This window comes from Pseudomonas sp. p106, assembly GCF_003936645.1.
Taxonomy (GTDB): domain Bacteria; phylum Pseudomonadota; class Gammaproteobacteria; order Pseudomonadales; family Pseudomonadaceae; genus Aquipseudomonas; species Aquipseudomonas putida_E.
Map to the genome: position 1 here is coordinate 146,527 of NZ_RHQR01000014.1, position 18,844 is coordinate 165,370.

Annotated in this window: 17 protein-coding genes and 1 pseudogene; 11 read left to right on the plus strand and 7 right to left on the minus strand. The window is 62.6% G+C overall.

From position 1 onward, the window contains the following. The first annotated feature begins 75 nt into the window (after window positions 1–75). Complete coding sequence (tcdA, locus tag EGJ09_RS17985) at window positions 76–885, plus strand: tRNA cyclic N6-threonylcarbamoyladenosine(37) synthase TcdA (RefSeq protein ID WP_046784324.1); 810 nt, start codon at window positions 76–78, stop codon at window positions 883–885. A 21-nt stretch (window positions 886–906) separates the two neighbouring features. On the opposite strand, the gene EGJ09_RS17990 is transcribed toward tcdA, so the two are convergent. The 4 genes from EGJ09_RS17990 to EGJ09_RS18005 form a co-directional block, all read right to left on the minus strand. After that, window positions 907–1,317 (minus strand): SufE family protein, encoded by a 411-nt coding sequence (locus EGJ09_RS17990; protein ID WP_119687672.1) that lies wholly within the window; start codon window positions 1,315–1,317, stop codon window positions 907–909. Beyond that, the gene (locus tag EGJ09_RS17995) at window positions 1,314–2,519 is read right to left on the minus strand and encodes a cysteine desulfurase (RefSeq protein WP_125924499.1); all 1,206 of its coding nucleotides are present in this window, start codon (window positions 2,517–2,519) and stop codon (window positions 1,314–1,316) included. Before EGJ09_RS17995 ends, EGJ09_RS17990 begins: the two co-directional genes overlap by 4 nt. Window positions 2,520–2,601: 82 nt before the next feature. Beyond that, window positions 2,602–3,636 (minus strand): 2,3,4,5-tetrahydropyridine-2,6-dicarboxylate N-succinyltransferase, encoded by a 1,035-nt coding sequence (gene dapD / locus EGJ09_RS18000; RefSeq protein ID WP_046784321.1) that lies wholly within the window; start codon window positions 3,634–3,636, stop codon window positions 2,602–2,604. 42 nt (window positions 3,637–3,678) lie between these two features. After that, a complete protein-coding gene (locus tag EGJ09_RS18005; protein ID WP_075043977.1) occupies window positions 3,679–4,026 on the minus strand; it encodes an ArsC family reductase in 348 nt (115 codons plus the stop codon). A gap of 316 nt (window positions 4,027–4,342) precedes the next feature. Here EGJ09_RS18005 and EGJ09_RS18010 point away from each other — a divergent pair, with 316 nt between their 5' ends. Further along, a complete protein-coding gene (locus tag EGJ09_RS18010) occupies window positions 4,343–5,989 on the plus strand; it encodes a Na+/H+ antiporter (RefSeq protein ID WP_115274034.1) in 1,647 nt (548 codons plus the stop codon). Window positions 5,990–6,049: 60 nt separating this feature from the next. Here EGJ09_RS18010 and dapC read toward each other — a convergent pair whose 3' ends face one another. Genes dapC through map form a run of 3 tightly spaced genes read right to left on the minus strand, consistent with a single transcriptional unit; the run spans window position 6,050 to window position 10,798 of the window. After that, window positions 6,050–7,246 (minus strand): succinyldiaminopimelate transaminase, encoded by a 1,197-nt coding sequence (dapC, locus tag EGJ09_RS18015; protein ID WP_046784289.1) that lies wholly within the window; start codon window positions 7,244–7,246, stop codon window positions 6,050–6,052. Between the two features lie 30 nt (window positions 7,247–7,276). After that, window positions 7,277–9,979: a [protein-PII] uridylyltransferase gene (locus EGJ09_RS18020; RefSeq protein WP_115274036.1), complete on the minus strand. Its 2,703-nt coding sequence runs from the start codon at window positions 9,977–9,979 to the stop codon at window positions 7,277–7,279. 36 nt (window positions 9,980–10,015) lie between these two features. Continuing rightward, window positions 10,016–10,798: a type I methionyl aminopeptidase gene (gene map, locus EGJ09_RS18025; RefSeq protein WP_004375406.1), complete on the minus strand. Its 783-nt coding sequence runs from the start codon at window positions 10,796–10,798 to the stop codon at window positions 10,016–10,018. 304 nt (window positions 10,799–11,102) lie between these two features. Here map and rpsB point away from each other — a divergent pair, with 304 nt between their 5' ends. The 9 genes and pseudogenes from rpsB to EGJ09_RS18070 form a co-directional block, all read left to right on the plus strand. After that, a complete protein-coding gene (gene rpsB / locus EGJ09_RS18030; RefSeq protein WP_012315900.1) occupies window positions 11,103–11,840 on the plus strand; it encodes a 30S ribosomal protein S2 in 738 nt (245 codons plus the stop codon). A gap of 185 nt (window positions 11,841–12,025) precedes the next feature. Continuing rightward, the gene (gene tsf / locus EGJ09_RS18035; protein WP_008094914.1) at window positions 12,026–12,889 is read left to right on the plus strand and encodes a translation elongation factor Ts; all 864 of its coding nucleotides are present in this window, start codon (window positions 12,026–12,028) and stop codon (window positions 12,887–12,889) included. 176 nt (window positions 12,890–13,065) lie between these two features. Further along, on the plus strand, window positions 13,066–13,809 hold the full coding sequence (gene pyrH / locus EGJ09_RS18040) for a UMP kinase (RefSeq protein WP_008094912.1): 744 nt from the start codon (window positions 13,066–13,068) through the stop codon (window positions 13,807–13,809). Next, entirely contained in the window at window positions 13,806–14,363 is a 558-nt protein-coding gene (gene frr, locus EGJ09_RS18045; RefSeq protein ID WP_008094910.1) for a ribosome recycling factor, read from the plus strand. The genes pyrH and frr overlap by 4 nt, the downstream gene beginning before the upstream one ends. Before the next feature lie 15 nt (window positions 14,364–14,378). Beyond that, on the plus strand, window positions 14,379–15,134 hold the full coding sequence (uppS, locus tag EGJ09_RS18050) for a polyprenyl diphosphate synthase (protein WP_046784287.1): 756 nt from the start codon (window positions 14,379–14,381) through the stop codon (window positions 15,132–15,134). Beyond that, window positions 15,134–15,949, plus strand: a complete 816-nt coding sequence (locus tag EGJ09_RS18055) for a phosphatidate cytidylyltransferase (protein WP_046784286.1) — start codon at window positions 15,134–15,136, stop codon at window positions 15,947–15,949. Before uppS ends, EGJ09_RS18055 begins: the two co-directional genes overlap by 1 nt. Next, window positions 15,934–17,136 carry a 1-deoxy-D-xylulose-5-phosphate reductoisomerase gene (gene ispC / locus EGJ09_RS18060; protein WP_196996932.1) on the plus strand — a complete coding sequence of 401 codons (1,203 nt, stop codon included), beginning with the start codon at window positions 15,934–15,936 and terminating at the stop codon, window positions 17,134–17,136. Before EGJ09_RS18055 ends, ispC begins: the two co-directional genes overlap by 16 nt. Window positions 17,137–17,197: 61 nt before the next feature. Beyond that, on the plus strand, window positions 17,198–18,550 hold the full coding sequence (gene rseP, locus EGJ09_RS18065) for an RIP metalloprotease RseP (protein ID WP_125924501.1): 1,353 nt from the start codon (window positions 17,198–17,200) through the stop codon (window positions 18,548–18,550). Between the two features lie 70 nt (window positions 18,551–18,620). Then, window positions 18,621–18,844 (plus strand): annotated as a pseudogene (locus EGJ09_RS18070) (outer membrane assembly protein); the annotation flags it as partial.

The window sequence follows — 18,844 nt, forward strand, 5'->3', positions numbered from 1 at the left end:
CTAACGATGGAGGTCATCCGCGCTGCTGGCCTATAATGCGCGCCGTTTTAGCGGTATGAGCCTCGGGGTACGAACATGAGCACAGAAGATCCACGCTTTGCAGGCGTTGCCCGGCTGTACGGCGACGAAGGGCTGCAACGCCTTAACCAGGCCCATGTGGCGGTCGTCGGTATCGGCGGGGTGGGCTCCTGGGTGGCCGAGGCGCTGGCGCGCAGTGGCGTGGGTGAGATCACCTTGTTCGACCTGGATGATGTCTGTGTCAGCAACACCAACCGCCAGGCCCATGCCCTGGAAGGGCAGGTGGGGCGCCCCAAGGTCGAGGTGATGGGCGAGCGCCTGCGGGCGATCAACCCGGCCTGTACGGTGCATGCGGTGGCTGACTTCGTCACCCGCGACACCATGGCTGAGTACATCACCGAGCAACTCGATTGCGTTGTCGACTGCATTGACAGCGTGATGGCCAAGGCGGCGCTCATTGCCTGGTGCCGGCGGCGCAAGATCGCGATCGTTACCACCGGCGGAGCAGGTGGGCAGATCGACCCTACACAGATTCAGATCGGCGACCTCAACAAAACCTTCAATGACCCGTTGGCATCGCGGGTGCGTTCAACCCTGCGGCGCGACTACAACTTCTCGCGCAACGTCAGCCGCAATTATGGGGTGCCATGCGTGTTCTCCAGCGAACAACTGCGCTACCCCAAGGGCGATGGCAGTGTGTGCCTGCAGAAGAGCTTTGTCGGTGAGGGGGTGCGCCTGGACTGCGCCGGGGGCTTTGGCGCGGTGATGATGGTGACCGCGACCTTTGGCATGGTGGCGGCGAGCAAGGCGGTGGAAAAGCTGGTGGCTGGCGCCCGGCGGCCGTCGGAGCGGGTCAAGGCCGAGTAAGGCGCGCGGTCGGTGCTGGGTTCAGTTGGCTGAAACCAGCTCGGCCATCCGCAGTAGCACCGCATGCAAGCCATTGCTGCGCGATGGCGACAATTGCCGCTCCAACCCCAACCGGGTAAACCACTCGCGCAGGTCAAGCGCCGCCAGCTCGCGGCTGTCGAGCCCTTGTACCCGCACCAGCAGCAATGCCAGCAGGCCACGCAACAACCGCGCATCACTGCTTGCCTTGAACTGCCATTGGCCGTCGTGCTGTTCAGCTACCAGCCATACCAGGCTTTCACAGCCGTGAACGCGGTTGTGCTCGCACTTCTGCGTATCGCTCAGCGGTTCCAGTTGCTCACCCATCTGCATCAGAAGCCGTGCACGCTGCTCCCAGCCGCGGGCGTGCCCGAAGCGCTCCAATGCTTCCTGGGCGTGTACTGGCAGGTTCATCGCAGCAGCTCCAGGCCTTGATCGAGGGCATCGAAGAAGCGTTGCAGGTCATCGCTGTCGTTATACAGGCCCAGCGATACCCGAATAGCACCTTCGAGCCCCAGCCCTTTGAGCAGTGGCATGGCGCAGTGATGGCCGGCACGTACGGCAATGCCCTGCTCTGTCAGCAGGTGGGCGATGTCGGCATTGTGCACGCCTTCGATGACAAAGCTGGCCAAGGCAGCCTGTGGTGTGCCCAGTACCCGCACCCCCTCACGGTCGGCAAGCCCGCGCAGCAGGTGATGGTGAAGGTGGGTCTCGTGGTGCTCGACGGCCTGGCCATCGAGGCTGGCCAGGTAATCGAGCGTTGCCCCCAGGCCGATCACCCCGGCGATCGGTGGTGTGCCTGCCTCGAAGCCCAGCGGTGCCGGGCGGAAGCTGGCACTCTGGTAGTCAGCCAGTTGCACCATTTCACCGCCGAACTGCCAGTGGCGCAGCAGTTCCAGCGCCTGCGCACGGCCATACAGTACGCCGACGCCTTCCGGGCCATAGAGCTTATGGCTGGAGAATACATAAAAATCACAGCCCAGCTGCTGCACATCGTGGCGGCCATGCACCACGCCCTGAGCGCCATCGACCACAGTCAGCGCCCCTTGGGCGCGGGCATGGGCGAGTAACGCTGGCAGCGGCTGCCAGGTGCCGAGCACATTGGACAACTGGCTGACCGCAAGCACGCGAGTACGTGGGCCAACCAACTGCAGCGCCTGGTCAAGGTCGATGCGGCCATGCTCATCCAGTGGCAGTACCACCAGGCGCAGGTTGCGCCGCCGCGCCAGTTGTTGCCAGGGCAGCAGGTTGGCGTGGTGCTCCAGCGCGCTCACGGCGATTTCGTCGCCTGCCTCGAAGCGGTGTTCCAGGCCATAGGCCAACAGGTTCAGGGCCGAGGTGGCGCCGTGGGTAAAGATGACCTGCCGCGATTCGGCGGCGTTGAGCCAGGCGGCGACCTTGTCGCGGCTGGTTTCAAACGCTTGTGTCGCCAGCGCGCCGGGCAGGTGCTGGGCACGGTGCACGTTGGCTGCGCCGTGGCCGTAATAGTGGCTCAGGGCATCGAGCAGGGCCTGGGGCTTCTGGGTGGTGGCGGCGCTGTCCAGGTAGGTCTGGTGCTGCCGTTGCAGGGCGGCGATGGCGGGGAAATCGGCACGCCAGGGGGAGGGCTGGAACATGATCACGGGGCCTGGAATGAAAATCGGGTCTGGCGTGAGTGCGCCAGACCCGATCTTAACACTTCGAACCCTTCGGGAGTTCTCAGTTGTGGGCGTGCAGCGCCTCGTTCAGCTCGATCGCCGATTTGTGCGTCTTGCACTCTACGGCGCCGTTGAGCGAGTTGCGGCGGAACAGCAGGTCGGTCTGGCCAGCCAGGTCGCGCGCCTTGACCACTTTGACCAGCTCATTGTTCTCGTCGAGCAGGTTGACCTTGGTGCCGGCAGTGATGTACAGGCCGGCTTCGACGGTGTTGCGGTCGCCCAGCGGGATACCGATGCCGGCGTTGGCGCCGATCAGGCAGCCTTCACCGACCTTGATGACGATATTGCCGCCACCGGACAGGGTGCCCATGGTCGAGCAGCCGCCACCCAGGTCCGAGCCCTTGCCAACGAATACGCCGGCCGAGACACGGCCTTCGATCATGCCCGGGCCTTCGGTGCCGGCATTAAAGTTGACGAAGCCTTCGTGCATGATGGTGGTGCCTTCGCCGATGTAGGCGCCCAGGCGCACGCGGGCGGTGTCGGCGATACGCACGCCGGCCGGGACCACGTAGTCGGTCATCTTCGGGAACTTGTCCACCGAGAACACTTCCAGCAGCTCGCCTTTGAGGCGCGCTTCCAGTTGCAGCTCGGCCAGCTCGGCCAGGTCGACGGCGCCCCGGTTGGTCCAGGCGACGTTCGGCAGCAGCGGGAAGATGCCTGCCAGGCTCACGCCGTGCGGCTTGACCAGGCGGTGCGACAGCAGGTGCAGCTTGAGGTAGGCCTCTGGGGTCGAAGCCAGGGCAGCGTCTTCGGCCAGCAGGGTGGCGACCAGCGGCTTGTGGCTTTCGGCCAGGCGGGTCAGCAGGGCAGCCTGGGCGGCATCGATGCCTTTGACGGCTTCGGCCAGTTGCGCGGCCTGGGCATTGCTGAAGGTGATGGCCTGGTTGCCACCTTCATAACCGAGGATCGGCGCGACGGCGGCGACCAGCTCGGCGCTCGGCTTGAGCAGTGGCTGTGCGTAGAACACTTCCAGCCAGGTGCCCTGGCGGTTCTGGGAGCCGACACCAAAGGCCAGGCTGAACAGGGTATTGGACATGTGATTACCTCGTGCGAAATAGGGTGCGATGCGTAGATGGACTCAGGCCAGCGCAGCGGCGTACAGGTCAGGTTTGAAACCGACCAGGGTGCGTGCGCCAAGGTCGAGCACCGGGCGTTTGATCATCGACGGCTGAGCCAGCATCAGCTCGACGGCCTTGGCCTGGTCGAGGTCGGCCTTGCTGGCATCGTCGAGCTTGCGGAACGTGGTGCCGGCACGGTTGAGGATCACTTCCCAGCCGTGCTCGTCGCACCAGCGGTTCAGGCTGTCACGGTCGATGCCTTGAGTCTTGTAGTCGTGGAATTCGTAGGCGATGGCTTGATCTTCGAGCCAGGTGCGCGCTTTTTTCATGGTGTCGCAGGCTTTGATGCCGTAGAGCGTGTAGGTCATTGTGTGCATTGGGGCCACAGGCTGCCCCAATCTCTCCATTTCCGAATGTCAGTCGCGCGATTATGCGGGAACGACTCTTTGAGCGCCACGGGTGGGGCTAAATGGGCGCACTCGGGGGGAGGGGGCGTCCCAGTGGCCCTGTTAAGGCTCACGCCATGCCCTGCCAGCCCAACTCCAGTATCATCATGTTACATATTCATCCGCCTCCTGCGACTTTCGTGCAGCGGCCCATGATTACCCCACCCCGCTAACATAGTGCTTCTGTGGCGATTTTTCGCCCTGGATTGACTTCGGTTCACAAAGGAAGCTTTAACGGATGCAGTCAGCCTATACCGTCCTCATCCTGCTGACGCTGGTAAGCGTGTCGAAACTGGTCGGGCGGGTGATCCCCTTGCCGTTGCCGCTGGTGCAGATCGGTGCCGGTGCGCTGTTGGCCTGGCCGACCCTGGGGCTGCATGTGGCCCTGGATCCTGAGCTGTTCCTTTTCCTGTTCCTGCCGCCGTTGCTGTTTGCCGACGGCTGGCGCATCCCCAAACGCGAACTGTGGCGCATCCGCGGGCCGGTGGTGGCACTTGCCGTGGGGCTGGTGCTGTTCACGGTGGTCGGCGCCGGCTACTTCATCCATTGGCTGCTGCCTAGCATCCCACTGGCGGTGGCCTTTGCCCTGGCGGCCGTGTTGTCGCCTACCGACGCCGTGGCAGTGTCGGCCATCACCCAGGACCGCCTTCCCACTCCGCTGATGCGCATGCTTCAGGGGGAGGCGCTGATGAATGACGCCTCTGGCCTGGTGACCTTCAAGTTCGCGCTGGCAGCGGCAATCACCGGCGTATTTTCACTGGCCGATGCCAGCTTCAGCTTTGTTCTGGTTGCCATCGGCGGGCTGGCGGTTGGTGTTGCCCTGAGCTGGCTGATTGGCAGGCTGCGGGCCTGGATGATCGCTCGTGGCTGGGATGACCCGGCCACCCACGTGGTTTTCATGCTCTTGCTGCCGTTTGCCGCCTATGTGCTGGCCGAGCGCCTTGGGGTGTCGGGCATCCTCTCGGCGGTGGCCGCCGGCATGATGCAGAGCTGGCTCGACCTGCTGCCGCGCCAGACCAGCACCCGCCTGCTCAACCGTAGCGTCTGGTCGCTACTGGAATTCGCCTTCAATGGCCTGATCTTCCTGCTGTTGGGCCTGCAATTGCCGGACATCATCAAGGCGGTGGTCAGCCACGAACCTACCCTCTGGCCGACACTGGCATGGCGTTGCCTGGATGTGCTGGCGATCTTTGCGGCGCTGATCCTGCTGCGTTTCATCTGGGTACAAAGCATCTGGCGGGCGGTCGGGGTAGTGCGTCGCTGGCGCGGCAAGCCGGCACTGGTGCTGATGCCCACGGCGCGCTCATGCTGGTTGCTGACCCTTGGCGGGGTGCGGGGTGCGGTGACGCTGGCGGGTGTGATGTCGATACCGCTGCTGATCGGGGCAGGCCAGGCTTTCCCGGAGCGCGACCTGCTGATTTTCATCGCTGCCGGCGTCATCTTGCTGTCGCTGGTCAGCGCCTGCGTGGCGTTGCCCTTTCTCTTGAGAGGTGTCACCCGAAGCCCGGACGAGCGGCTGCATCAGGAGGTGCAGGAAGCCTGGCGGCGCACGGCCGAGGCTGCGATTCATGCCCTGGAGGCCGAGGACGTGGTTGATGCCAGCGCACCTCAGGATGCGGCGCAGGCGACCCTGGCCACCGAGCTCAAGGCGAGGTTGATGGCCGAATACCGCGATGAGCTGGACAGTTACAACGACACGGCCGAGGCGAGGGCCTTGGCGGAGCAGATGGACTTGCTGGAACGACGTCTGCGCCTGCGGGCGCTTCGGGCGCAGCGGTTGGAGTTATATAACCTGCATCGCCAGCATCTGGTTGGCGATGAAGTGGTGCGGCAAGTGTTGGGGGAGCTGGACTTGAGCGAGGCGAACCTGGGGGCAGTCAAATGAGCCGCTGTAGCTCAAGCGCCGGCGAGCCGGCGTTTGGGCTACAGTGCGGCACTCGGTCAATCAACGGGTTTGCACAAACGCACGAATCCGCTCAGCCGCCTCGATGCACTCGGCCAATGGTGCGACCAGTGCCATGCGTACCCGCCCGGCCCCCGGGTTCACGCCATCCACTTCGCGCGACAGGTACGAACCAGGTACCACCGTCACATGCTGGGCTTGGAACAGGTCACGCGTGAAGTCGGCATCGCACCCCGGTACCTTGGCCCACAGGTAGAAACTGCCATCGGGCCGCTGTACGTCCAGCACGGGCTGCAGGATATCCAGCACGGCATCGTATTTGGCGCGGTATAGGTCGCGGTTTTCGCGCACATGCGCTTCATCCTGCCAGGCGGCGATGCTGGCCAGCTGGGTCTGCACCGGCATGGCGCAGCCATGGTAGGTGCGGTACAGCAGGAACGGCTTGATGATGGCCGCGTCGCCGGCAACGAAGCCCGAACGCAGGCCCGGCAGGTTGGAGCGCTTGGACAGGCTGTGGAATACCACGCAACGCTTGAAATCACTGCGGCCCAGTTCGGCACAGGCACTGAGCAGGCCCGGTGGTGGCGCGTCTTCGTCGAAGTACAGCTCGCTGTAGCATTCATCGGCGGCGATCACGAAATCATGCTCGTCGGCCAGTGCGATCAGCTTCTTCAGGGTGTCCATCGGTACCAGTGCGCCGGTGGGGTTGCCCGGTGAGCACAGGAACAGGATCTGGCAGCGTTTCCATACCTCGGTGGGTACGGCATCGAAGTCCGGGTTGAAACCGTTGTTTTCCAGGCACGGCAGGTAATGCGGGGTGGCGCCGGCGAGCAGGGCCGCGCCTTCGTAGATCTGGTAGAACGGGTTGGGGCTGACCACCAGGCCATCATCGGCGCGGTTGACCACAGCCTGGGTGAAGGCAAACAGTGCTTCACGGGTGCCGTTGACCGGCAGCACATGGCGGTCCGCGTCCAGCCAGCCGCTCGGCACGCCGAACCGGCGTTCGCACCATTGGCCGATGGCCTGGCGCAGCTCTGGCAGGCCGATGGTGCTGGGGTAGACCGCCAGCTTGTCGAGGTTGTCGGCCATGGCCTGGGCGACGAACGCCGGGGATGCGTGCTTCGGCTCACCGATCGACAGGGCGATGGCGCGCTTGTCCGCCGCGGGCTTCACGCTGCCCAGCAGGGCGCGGAGTTTCTCGAACGGGTAGGGCTGAAGCTGGGTCAAGGCATGGTTCATCGGCGCAAGGTCTCGTCAATCGTCTAATCGTTAAAAGGTCACGCGAGTCGGGCTGGCATCGCTGGCCTGGCCGGCCTGCAGCTGCTGCACGATCGCTTCCTGCAGGCGGCTGCACAGCTGCGGGTCGGACAGCGGCTGGTTGTCGGCATCGGTAATGAAGAATACGTCTTCCACGCGTTCGCCGAGGGTGGCGATCTTGGCGTTCTGCAGTGACAGGTCGAACTCCAGGAAGATCCGCCCGATCCGCGCCAGCAGCCCCGGGCGGTCCGGCGCGGTGATCTCAAGGATGGTCACCGCCCGCTGTGCATCGTTGAGGATGGTCACCTGCGGCGGGAAGTTGAAATGCTTGAGCTGGCGGGGTACCCGTCGCTGGATGATGGTCGGGTAGTCCTCGGGGTTGCGCAGCGCCTCGGTCAGGCCGTCGCGGATCTGCTTGACCCGTTGCGGGTTATCGCCGATGGAGCCGCCGTCATTGTCGAGCACGATGTAGGTGTCGAGCGTGAACTGGCTGCTCGAGGTGATGATGCGCGCGTCATGGATGTTCAGGTTGAGCTGCGACATGGCCGCCACGGTCACGGCGAAGAAATCGTGCTGGTCGGGGGCGTAGATGAAGATCTGCGTGCCGCCCTCGAACTCCCGCTGTGTGGTTTCCTTGATCAGTACCAGCGGCCCGCCGTCGGCGGGCTGCTGCAGGATCGCATCACTGTGCCAGGCCACATCGGCGGCGTTGTGCTTGAGGAAGTAGTCGTCACCCAGTTGCGACCAGAGTTGCTCGACGTCGTCCGGGTCGGTGCCCTCGCGCACGAGGATATCCAGCGCAGCACTCTGTGTCTGGCGGATCTGCTCCTCGCGGTCCAGCGGGTTTTCCAGGCCGCGACGCAAGGCGCGTTTGGTCTCGCTGTACAGCTGGCGCAGCAGGCTGGCGCGCCAGGAGTTCCACAGGCTGGGATTGGTGGCGTTGATGTCGGCCACGGTCAGCACGTAGAGGTAGTCCAGGCGCGTCTCGTCGCCGACATGCAGGGCGAAGTCGTTGATCACCTGCGGGTCGGACAGGTCCTTGCGTTGGGCGGTGGTGGACATCACCAGGTGGTTTTGCACCAGCCAGACGATCAGGCGGCTATCCCAGGCGGGCAATTGATGGCGCTCGCAGAACTTCTTCGCGTCCACAGCGCCCAGTTCGGAGTGGTCGCCCTGACGGCCTTTACCGATGTCGTGGTACAGCCCGGCCAGGTAGATGAGCTCAGGCTTGGGCAGGCGGCCCATGAGCTTGCTGGCCAGCGGGAATTTTTCGGACACCGGCGTGTACTGCAGCTTGCGCAGGTGCTTGATGAGGTTGAGGGTGTGCGCATCGACCGTATAGATGTGGAACAGGTCGTGCTGCATCTGCCCGACGATCAGGCCGAACTCTGGCAGGTAGCGGCCGAGGATGCCGTAGCGGTTCATTCGCCGCAGGTTGCGATGGATGCCGATTTCGCACTTGAACAGCTCGATGAACAGGCTGGTGTTGCGGATATCGTTGCGGAAGGTGTCGTCGATCAGGTGCCGGTGCTCGCGCAGCAGGCGCACGGTGTCAGCGCGCACGCCCTTGATTTCCGGGTGCTGCGCCATCAGCACGAAGATCTCCAGCATGGCGAACGGCGTGCGCTTGAAAACGTTCGCGTTGACCGCTTCGATATAGCCGTCGTGCAGGCGGAAACGCGCATTCAGCGGCTGGGTGGTGCCACTGTCATCGTCGGCGAGGATGACTTCCTCGAAGTGCTGGATGATCAGGTCGCACAACTGGCTGATGCTCATCACCACCCGGTAGTACTGCTGCATGAACTGTTCGATGGCGCGTTTGGGGTTTTCGTCGCTGTAGCCCAGCAGTGCGGCGATGCTGCGCTGGTGGTCGAACAGCAGGCGATCTTCGGCGCGGCCGGCGAGCATGTGCAGGGCGTAGCGCACCTTCCACAAAAAGTCCTGGGAGGAGGCCAGCAGTTCGTTTTCGCTTTCCAGCAGGAAGCCTTCGCCAGCGAGGGCGTGCAGGTTCAGGGTGCCGTACTGGCGACGGGCTACCCAAAGGACTGTCTGGATGTCGCGAAGGCCGCCGGGCGAGCCTTTTACATTGGGCTCGAGGTTGTACTCGGTGTCGTTGTACTTGTGGTGGCGGGCCTTGAGCTCTGCGCGCTTGGCCAGGAAGAACTCCTTGCTCGGCCACATGTGCGCGGTGCTGGTGACCTCGAGCATGCGCTGGCGCAGGGCTTCGGGGCCGGCGATGGTGCGGCTTTCCATCATGTTGGTGATGACCGTCAGGTCGGCGCGGGCCTGTTCGGCACACTCGTCCACGGTACGCACGCTCTGGCCCACTTCAAGGCCCATGTCCCACAGCAGTGTCAGGAAGCGCTCGATGGCGTCGCGGTACTGCTCGTGTTCGGCGTCGCGCAGCAGGATCAGCAGGTCGATGTCCGAGTGCGGGTGCAGTTCACCGCGCCCATAGCCCCCGACCGCTACCAGGGCGATACCGTCAGCGTCGCCCCAGTCAAACTGCTTCCAGGCCTGTTGCAGGATGTTGTCGACGAGCCAGGCGCGGTCCTCGATCAGCCGGCGGATGTCGCGGCCGTCACGGAAACGCCTGTCGAGCACCTCGCCGGCCTGGCGGATGGCCTTCTTGAAAGCGGCGATGGGGCTCGCCTTGAGGGCCAGTTCCGCCTGGAACTGGCCGCGGTCGAACAGCTCGGGATCCACCTGGGGCATGCATCGCGTTCCTGTCGTAGAGGCTTTGGCGTGAACTCAGGCCGAAGTGCGCGGGATGGTGTCGTCCTTGCGCAGGGTGAAGATCTCGTAGCCGGTGGCGGTCACCACCAGGGTGTGCTCCCACTGCGCCGAGAGCTTGCGGTCCTTGGTGATGGCGGTCCAGCCGTCGCCCAGCACCTTGGTGTCGGCCTTGCCCTGGTTGATCATCGGTTCGATGGTGAAGGTCATGCCCTCTTTGAGCTCCATGCCGGTGCCGGCACGGCCGTAGTGGAGGATCTGTGGCTCTTCGTGGAACACCTTGCCGATGCCGTGGCCGCAGAACTCACGCACGACCGAAAAGCCGTTCTTCTCAGCGTGCTTCTGGATCACTTCACCGATATCGCCCAGGCGGCAGCCAGGCTTGACCAGCTCGATGGCCTTGTACATGCACTCCTGGGTGACTTTGGACAGGCGCTCGGCCCATACCGGCACGGTACCGACGTGGAACATGCGGCTGGTGTCGCCGTGGTAGCCGTCCTTGATCACGGTGACATCGATGTTCAGCGTGTCCCCGTCCTTGAGCGGCTTGTCGTTGGGGATGCCGTGGCACACCACGTGGTTGATCGAGGTGCAGATCGACTTGGGGTAGCCCTTGTAGTTGAGCGGTGCCGGAATGGCCTGCTGCACGTTGACGATGTAGTCGTGGCACAGGCGGTCGAGCTCTTCGGTGGTGACACCGGGCTTGACGTGTTCTTCGATCATTTCCAGCACTTCGGCGGCCAGGCGGCCGGCGATGCGCATCTTCTCGATGTCTTCTGCGGTCTTGATGGTAACGGTCATTACTGGCTCTCTACGGCGCCGCAGGCGGCGCGAACAAACGGAAAAGGCCCTTATTCTATCAGAGGGCGGCTGCGAACCCAGCATCAAGCTTGAGGCTGGATTCACAGTTCACTTCTGCGGGTTCCGTTCGTTGGCGGTCTGTGGTATAACATGCGCCGCTTTCGGGGACGACCCCGTCAGCTCAAACCCACACACGTGTCGACACGATGACCTGGGTGCCCCGCATTCTCGAAGTTCTTGTTCAGGTGCGTGGGTTGGTCATTGGGATACGTGGAGGCCCAACCCGACTTATCAAGGAACTATCATGTCCCAAGTCAACATGCGCGATATGCTGAAGGCCGGTGTGCACTTCGGCCACCAGACCCGTTACTGGAACCCGAAAATGGGCAAGTACATTTTCGGCGCGCGTAACAAGATCCACATCATCAACCTGGAAAAAACCCTGCCAATGTTCAACGACGCTCTGTCGTTCGTAGAACGCCTGGCCCAGGGCAAGAACAAGATCATGTTCGTCGGCACCAAGCGTTCCGCCGGCAAGATCGTCGCCGAGCAAGCTGCTCGTTGCGGTTCGCCATACGTTGACCACCGCTGGTTGGGCGGCATGCTGACCAACTACAAAACCATCCGCGCTTCGATCAAGCGTCTGCGCGACCTGGAAACCCAGGCCGAAGACGGCACTTTTGCCAAGCTGACCAAGAAAGAAGCCCTGATGCGTTCGCGCGATCTGGAAAAGCTGGACCGCAGCCTGGGTGGTATCAAGGACATGGGCGGCCTGCCTGATGCCCTGTTCGTGATCGATGTTGACCACGAGCGCATTGCCATCACCGAAGCCAACAAGCTGGGTATCCCGGTTATCGGCGTTGTCGATACCAACAGCAGCCCAGAAGGTGTTGACTACATCATCCCAGGTAACGATGACGCCATTCGCGCTATCGAGCTGTACATGACTTCGATGGCTGACGCCGTCATCCGCGGCCGCAACAACGTTGCTGGCGGCACCGAAGTCTACGCTGAAGAAGCGGCTGCACCTGCTGCCGAGTAATAGACGCTAGCGTCTGCTTGGCACGCAAAAAGGGGGCTTGGCCCCCTTTTTGCCACCTTGAAATCCTGCTGTCAGCAAGCGCCCCGCATTATGGGCCGGCTGAGGTTGAAACAGCGGATTTGCAGAATTGAACGCCCGTGATGAGCGGGTGGAATGGTTGAAAAACTTTCCAAGAGGATTTTGAAATGGCAGCAATTACTGCAGCGCTGGTCAAAGAACTGCGCGAGCGTACCGGCGAAGGCATGATGGATTGCAAAAAGGCCCTGGAAAAGGCCGGCGGCGACATCGAAAAAGCCATTGACGACATGCGTGCCTCGGGCGCCATCAAGGCCGCCAAAAAGGCTGGCAACGTCGCTGCCGAAGGCGCGATCGCCGTCAAGACCGACGGTAAATCCGCCGTCCTGCTGGAAGTCAACTCGCAGACCGACTTCCTGGCTCTGCAAGACGACTTCAAGAACTTCGTCGCTGAAAGCCTCGAAGAAGCTTTCGCCCAGAAGCTGACCGATGCCGCTCCGCTGATCGCCTCGCGCGAAGCTGCTCGTGAAGCCCTGGTCGCCAAGTGCGGCGAGAACGTCAACATCCGTCGCCTGGTGCGCGTTGAGGGTGACGTTGTCGGTGCTTACCTGCACGGTAACAAGATCGGTGCTGTTGTCGTCCTCAAGGGCGGCGACGTCGAGCTGGCCAAGAACATTGCCATGCACGTTGCAGCTTCGAACCCAGAGTTCCTGGACGCGTCGGAAATCTCCGCCGAGGCCATCGAGCGCGAGAAGAACGTCTTCCTGCAGCTGAACGCTGACAAGATCGCCGGCAAGCCGGAAAACATCGTTGAAAACATGATCAACGGCCGTATCACCAAGTTCAAGGCCGAAGCCTCGCTGAAAGAGCAAGCCTTCGTCATGAACCCGGAAGTCAAAGTCGGCGAGCTGGCCAAGAAGGCCGGTGCTGAAATCGTTTCCTTCACCTACTTCAAAGTAGGCGAAGGCATCGAGAAGCCGGTCGACGACTTCGCTGCTGAAGTTGCCGCTCAGGTAGCTGCCGCCAAGCAGTAAGACAGACTCGTCTGTCGCCCCAAAGAGGCTGCCCGCTCACGCGCGCAGCCTCTTTGTCAAAGCGGGAGCGGTTTTCAAGGCCGTGCTCGCTGACGCAGTCGCTGCGTCACGTTAGAGTTACACGCAGGCTCAAGCAGCCCGCCAGAATTTTACAAACGCCGCAGGAGAGATTCGCAATGGCTCAGCAGGGCAGTGGTTATCAGGCTCGCTATAAACGCATTCTACTCAAACTTAGCGGCGAGGCCCTGATGGGCTCGGAAGAGTTCGGGATCGACCCCAAGGTCCTGGATCGCATGGCCCTGGAAGTCGGCCAGTTGGTCGGCATCGGTGTCCAGGTCGGCCTGGTGATTGGCGGTGGCAACCTGTTCCGTGGCGCGGCGCTCAGTGCAGCCGGCATGGACCGTGTTACCGGCGACCACATGGGCATGCTGGCGACCGTAATGAATGGCCTGGCCATGCGCGATGCGCTGGAGCGGGCGAACATTACCGCCATCGTGATGTCGGCCATTTCCATGGTGGGCGTGACCGATCACTATGACCGCCGCAAAGCCATGCGTCACCTGAACGCCAAAGAAGTCGTAATCTTCGCTGCCGGTACTGGCAACCCGTTCTTCACCACCGACTCCGCCGCATGCCTGCGTGCCATCGAAATCGATGCCGACGTGGTATTGAAGGCAACCAAGGTCGATGGTGTATACACTGCAGATCCATTCAAGGACCCGCATGCCGAGAAGTTCGATCATCTGACCTACGATGAAGTGCTGGATCGCAAGCTGGGTGTAATGGATCTCACGGCAATCTGCCTTTGCCGCGACCACAAGATGCCGCTGCGCGTCTTCAACATGAACAAACCCGGCGCCTTGCTGAACATCGTGCATGGCGGCGCGGAAGGAACTCTGATCGAGGAAGTTCAAAAATGATCAACGACATCAAGAAAGACGCTCAGGATCGCATGGGCAAGTCCATCGAGGCTTTGGGCCGCAACCTGGCGTCAATCCGCACCGGTCGCGCCCACCCAAGCATCCTGGACAGCGTCAAGGTACCGGCGTGGGGCAGCGAAATGCCGCTGAACCAGGTCGCTGCAGTCTCTGTTGAAGATGCGCGCACCCTGAAGATCGTCGCCCACGACAAGAACCTCAGCGCTGCCATCGAGAAGGCCATCCTGACTTCCGATCTGGGCCTGAACCCGTCCAGCGCCGGCACCACCATCCGTGTACCGATGCCGGCCCTGACCGAGGAAACCCGCAAGGGTTACACCAAGCAGGCCAGCGCCGTTGCCGAAGACGCCAAGGTTGCCGTGCGCAACGTGCGTCGTGATGCCCTGGCTGACCTGAAGAAGCTGACCAAGGACAAGGAAATCAGCGAAGACGAAGAGCGTCGTGCTGCTGACGAGATCCAGAAGCTGACCGACAAGTTCGTCGCCGAAATCGACGCTGCGTTCAAAGCCAAGGAAAAGGACCTGTTGGCCGTCTAAGGCCGAGGTTTTTTAATGGAAAAGACCAAGCTGGCGGCACCGTCTTCGGTGCCGCGACACGTCGCGATCATCATGGATGGCAATAATCGCTGGGCGAAGAAGCGCCTGCTGCCCGGCGTAGCCGGGCACAAGGCCGGCGTCGATGCCGTACGTGCGGTTATCGAGGTATGCGCCAAGTCCGGGGTCGAGGTGCTGACCCTGTTCGCCTTCTCCAGTGAGAACTGGCAGCGCCCTGCCGAGGAAGTGGGGGCGTTGATGGAGCTGTTCTTCTCGGCGCTGCGCCGTGAGGCCAAACGCCTGAACGAGAACAATATCAGCCTGCGCATCATTGGCGACCGTTCGCGTTTCCATCCAGAGCTGCAGGCCGCCATGCGTGAGGCCGAGGCGCAGACCGCCGGCAATAATCGCTTCATCCTGCAGATCGCCGCCAACTACGGTGGCCAGTGGGATATTGCCCAGGCCGCCCAGCGCCTGGCGCGTGAGGTTCAGGCCGGCCATCTGCGTCCGGACGACATCACTCCAGGGCTTTTGCAAGCCTGCCTGGCGACGGGCGAATTGCCGTTGCCGGACCTGTGCATCCGCACCGGTGGTGAGCACCGCATCAGCAACTTCCTGCTGTGGCAGTTGGCCTATGCCGAACTGTATTTCTCCGACCTGTACTGGCCGGACTTCAAACACGAGGCCATGCGCAATGCTCTGGCCGATTTCGCTTCGCGCCAGCGCCGCTTCGGTAAGACCAGCGAGCAGGTCGAGGCTGGAGCTCGTGCTTAATGCTTAAACAACGCATCATTACCGCGCTGATCCTGCTGCCGGTCGCGCTGGGTGGTTTCTTCCTGCTCAACGGCGGGGATTTCGCTCTGTTCATCGGCTTGGTGGTGACCCTGGCGGCCTGGGAATGGGCGCGCCTGGCCGGGCTGATGGCCCAGCCGCTGCGCATTGCCTATGCCGCTGTCGTCGCCGGTGTGCTGATGCTGCTCTACCTGATGCCTGACCTGGCGCCCTGGGTGCTTGGTGCGTCGGTCATCTGGTGGGGTATGGCCACCTGGTTGGTGCTGACTTATCCGCGCAGCAGTGAGCTGTGGGCCAGTGCTGCCTGCCGTCTGCTGATCGGTCTGCTGATCCTGCTGCCTGCCTGGCAAGGGCTGGTGCTGCTCAAGCACTGGCCGCTGGGTAACTGGCTTATCCTGTCTGTCATGGTGCTGGTGTGGGCGGCCGATATCGGCGCGTACTTCTCGGGCCGTGCTTTCGGCAAGCGCAAGCTGGCTGCCCAAGTCAGCCCGGGTAAAAGCTGGGAAGGCGTCTATGGCGGCCTGGCGGTCAGCCTGGTGATTACGCTTGCGGTCGGCATCACTCGCGATTGGGGCGTCGGCCAGATTCTGCTGGGGCTCGTGGGGGCTGCGCTGGTGGTCATGTCATCGGTGATTGGTGACCTGACCGAGAGCATGTTCAAGCGCCGCTCCGGTATCAAGGACAGCAGCAACCTGCTGCCTGGCCATGGCGGGGTGCTTGACCGCATCGACAGCCTGACTGCGGCCATCCCGGTTTTCGCGGTATTGCTGTGGGCTGCTGAATGGGGTGTGATGTGACAGCGCTACAGCGCATTACGGTCCTGGGCGCCACCGGCTCCATCGGCCTCAGTACCCTGGATGTGATTGCCCGCCATCCCGAGCGCTACCAGGTATTTGCATTGAGCGGCTATTCGCGCATCGATCAACTGCTGGCGCTGTGCGTGCTGCATCGCCCGGCCTATGCCGTGGTGCCCAACGGCGAAGCAGCCGTGCGCTTGCGTGAAGGCCTGGCGGCTGCGGGCTGCGCCACCGAGGTGCTCGAAGGGGAGGCGGGCCTGTGTGAGGTTGCGGCCGCCCCTGAAGTGGATGCGGTGATGGCTGCCATCGTCGGCGCTGCTGGCTTGCGCCCGACACTGGCCGCCGTCGAGGCGGGCAAGAAGGTGCTGCTGGCCAACAAGGAGGCGCTGGTGATGTCCGGCGCGCTGTTCATGGAAGCTGTGCGCCGCAGTGGTGCGGTGCTGCTGCCGATCGACAGCGAGCACAATGCCATCTTCCAGTGCCTGCCGGGTGACTATGACCGTGGTCTGAGCCAGGTGGGTGTGCGTCGCATTCTGCTGACAGCCTCGGGCGGGCCGTTTCGCGAGACGCCTCAGGCAGACTTGGCCGACGTCACGCCTGAGCAGGCCTGTGCCCACCCGAACTGGTCCATGGGACGCAAGATTTCGGTGGACTCGGCGAGCATGATGAACAAGGGCCTGGAACTGATCGAGGCTTGCTGGTTGTTCGATGCGGCGCCGGACAAGGTCGAAGTGGTGGTGCACCCGCAGAGCGTTATCCATTCCCTGGTGGACTACGTTGACGGTTCGGTGCTGGCCCAGTTGGGTAACCCGGATATGCGCACGCCCATTGCCAACGCCCTTGCCTGGCCGGAGCGGATCGATTCTGGTGTGGCCCCGCTGGATCTGTTCGCCATTGCTCGCCTGGATTTCCAGGCCCCCGACGAACTGCGCTTTCCGTGCCTGCGCCTGGCACGGCAGGCTGCCGAGGCGGGCAACAGCGCGCCAGCGGTACTCAATGCGGCCAACGAAGTTGCGGTCGATGCATTTCTTGAGCGGCGTATCCGCTTCCCGGAGATCGCGGGTATGATCGAACAGGTACTGGCTCAGGAACCCGTGGTGCCTGTGCCTTCGCTGGATGCGGTATTTGCTGCCGATCAGCGCGCCCGAGAGTTGTCCCGCGAGTGGTTGAGGCGCCACGGCCGCTGATGCTGCCCGGCCCAGAGGATGTGCGAAAAGTCGTTCCGCTGAACGTCATTCGGAGAAAGACATGACTGCGCTGTACATGATTATCGGCACCCTGGTGGCCCTGGGTGTACTGGTCACTTTCCACGAATTCGGCCACTTCTGGGTGGCCCGGCGTTGCGGGGTCAAGGTGCTGCGCTTTTCCGTGGGCTTCGGCCCCGGGCTATTGCGCTGGCATGACCGCCACGGTACCGAGTTCGTGGTGGCGGCCATTCCTTTGGGTGGGTACGTCAAGATGCTCGACGAGCGTGAAGGCGAAGTGCCGCCAGCTCTGGCCGAGCAGTCATTCAATCGCAAATCGGTTCGCCAGCGCATCGCCATCGTCGCCGCCGGTCCGATTGCCAACTTCCTGCTGGCCATCGTTTTCTTCTGGTTGCTGGCGATGCTCGGTACCCAGCAGATCCGTCCGGTCATCGGTGCGGTAGAGCCAGGCAGCCTGGCAGCATCGGCGGGCCTGGTTGCCGGCCAGGAAATTGTGTCCATCGATGGCAAGGCGACCAGTGGCTGGTCGGCCGTCAACCTGCAGTTGGTGCGTCGCCTGGGCGAAAGCGGAACATTGCAGGTTGGCGTGCGCGATGAGGGCTCCAGTGCCGAGCGTCAGTTGCAGGTCAAGCTCGACAGCTGGCTCAAGGGTGCGGACGAGCCTGATCCGATTCAGTCGCTCGGGCTGCGGCCATGGCGCCCTGTGGTTGCGCCCGTGCTGGCCGAGATCGATCCAAAAGGGCCAGCGGCGGCTGCCGGTCTGAAAACCGGTGACCGGCTGCTGAGTCTCGATGGGGTGGCCTTGACTGACTGGCAGCAGGTTGTCGATAGCGTGCGCGCCCGCCCTGAAGCCAAGGTGGTGGTGCGTATCGAGCGCGACGGTGCAGCGCTGGATGTGCCGGTGACACTGGCACGAAAAGGTGAGGGCGAGGCTGCCGGTGGTTACCTGGGTGCCGGGGTGAAAAGTGGCGAATGGCCTGCCGACATGCTTCGTGAGGTCAGCTACGGTCCGCTGGATGCGGTAGGCGAGGGCCTTTCCCGGACGTGGAGCATGAGCGTCCTGACCCTCGAATCCCTGAAGAAAATGCTGTTCGGTGAGCTCTCGGTAAAAAACTTGAGCGGACCGATAACCATTGCTAAAGTGGCGGGCGCTTCAGCCCAGTCCGGCGTGGGGGATTTCCTGAATTTCCTCGCCTACCTGAGCATTAGCCTGGGGGTTCTTAACCTGCTGCCCATTCCAGTGCTGGATGGGGGGCATTTGCTGTTTTACCTGGTCGAGTGGGCGCGCGGTCGTCCATTGTCGGATCGGGTTCAAGGTTGGGGGGTCCAGATCGGTATCAGTTTGGTCATAGGGGTGATGTTGCTCGCCCTGATCAACGATCTGGGTCGACTATAAAAGCTTCGCATTGCAAACCTGCCGCCATTTGCGGCAGGTTGTTTATTGCCAGTTGGAATAAAAGGACTTCATGAAACGTCTGCTGCTAACTGCGGTCCTCTCCGCATTGATGATCGCTGAAGTTCACGCCGAGTCCTTCACCATCTCCGATATTCGTGTCAACGGCCTGCAGCGGGTATCCGCCGGCAGCGTTTTCGGTGCCTTGCCCCTGAACGTCGGCGATCAGGCCGATGACCGGCGCCTGGTGGAGTCGACCCGTTCGCTGTTCAAGACCGGCTTCTTCCAGGATATCCA

Excerpts from the sequence above, each read along its gene's own strand:
- tcdA (WP_046784324.1), top strand. The coding sequence starts at position 76 with ATGAGCACAGAAGATCCACGCTTTGCAGGCGTTGCCCGGCTGTACGGC.
- EGJ09_RS17990 (WP_119687672.1), bottom strand. The coding sequence starts at position 1,317 with ATGAACCTGCCAGTACACGCCCAGGAAGCATTGGAGCGCTTCGGGCAC.
- EGJ09_RS17995 (WP_125924499.1), bottom strand. The coding sequence starts at position 2,519 with ATGTTCCAGCCCTCCCCCTGGCGTGCCGATTTCCCCGCCATCGCCGCC.
- dapD (WP_046784321.1), bottom strand. The coding sequence starts at position 3,636 with ATGTCCAATACCCTGTTCAGCCTGGCCTTTGGTGTCGGCTCCCAGAAC.
- EGJ09_RS18005 (WP_075043977.1), bottom strand. The coding sequence starts at position 4,026 with ATGACCTACACGCTCTACGGCATCAAAGCCTGCGACACCATGAAAAAA.
- EGJ09_RS18010 (WP_115274034.1), top strand. The coding sequence starts at position 4,343 with ATGCAGTCAGCCTATACCGTCCTCATCCTGCTGACGCTGGTAAGCGTG.
- dapC (WP_046784289.1), bottom strand. The coding sequence starts at position 7,246 with ATGAACCATGCCTTGACCCAGCTTCAGCCCTACCCGTTCGAGAAACTC.
- EGJ09_RS18020 (WP_115274036.1), bottom strand. The coding sequence starts at position 9,979 with ATGCCCCAGGTGGATCCCGAGCTGTTCGACCGCGGCCAGTTCCAGGCG.
- map (WP_004375406.1), bottom strand. The coding sequence starts at position 10,798 with ATGACCGTTACCATCAAGACCGCAGAAGACATCGAGAAGATGCGCATC.
- rpsB (WP_012315900.1), top strand. The coding sequence starts at position 11,103 with ATGTCCCAAGTCAACATGCGCGATATGCTGAAGGCCGGTGTGCACTTC.
- tsf (WP_008094914.1), top strand. The coding sequence starts at position 12,026 with ATGGCAGCAATTACTGCAGCGCTGGTCAAAGAACTGCGCGAGCGTACC.
- pyrH (WP_008094912.1), top strand. The coding sequence starts at position 13,066 with ATGGCTCAGCAGGGCAGTGGTTATCAGGCTCGCTATAAACGCATTCTA.
- frr (WP_008094910.1), top strand. The coding sequence starts at position 13,806 with ATGATCAACGACATCAAGAAAGACGCTCAGGATCGCATGGGCAAGTCC.
- uppS (WP_046784287.1), top strand. The coding sequence starts at position 14,379 with ATGGAAAAGACCAAGCTGGCGGCACCGTCTTCGGTGCCGCGACACGTC.
- EGJ09_RS18055 (WP_046784286.1), top strand. The coding sequence starts at position 15,134 with ATGCTTAAACAACGCATCATTACCGCGCTGATCCTGCTGCCGGTCGCG.
- ispC (WP_196996932.1), top strand. The coding sequence starts at position 15,934 with ATGGGGTGTGATGTGACAGCGCTACAGCGCATTACGGTCCTGGGCGCC.
- rseP (WP_125924501.1), top strand. The coding sequence starts at position 17,198 with ATGACTGCGCTGTACATGATTATCGGCACCCTGGTGGCCCTGGGTGTA.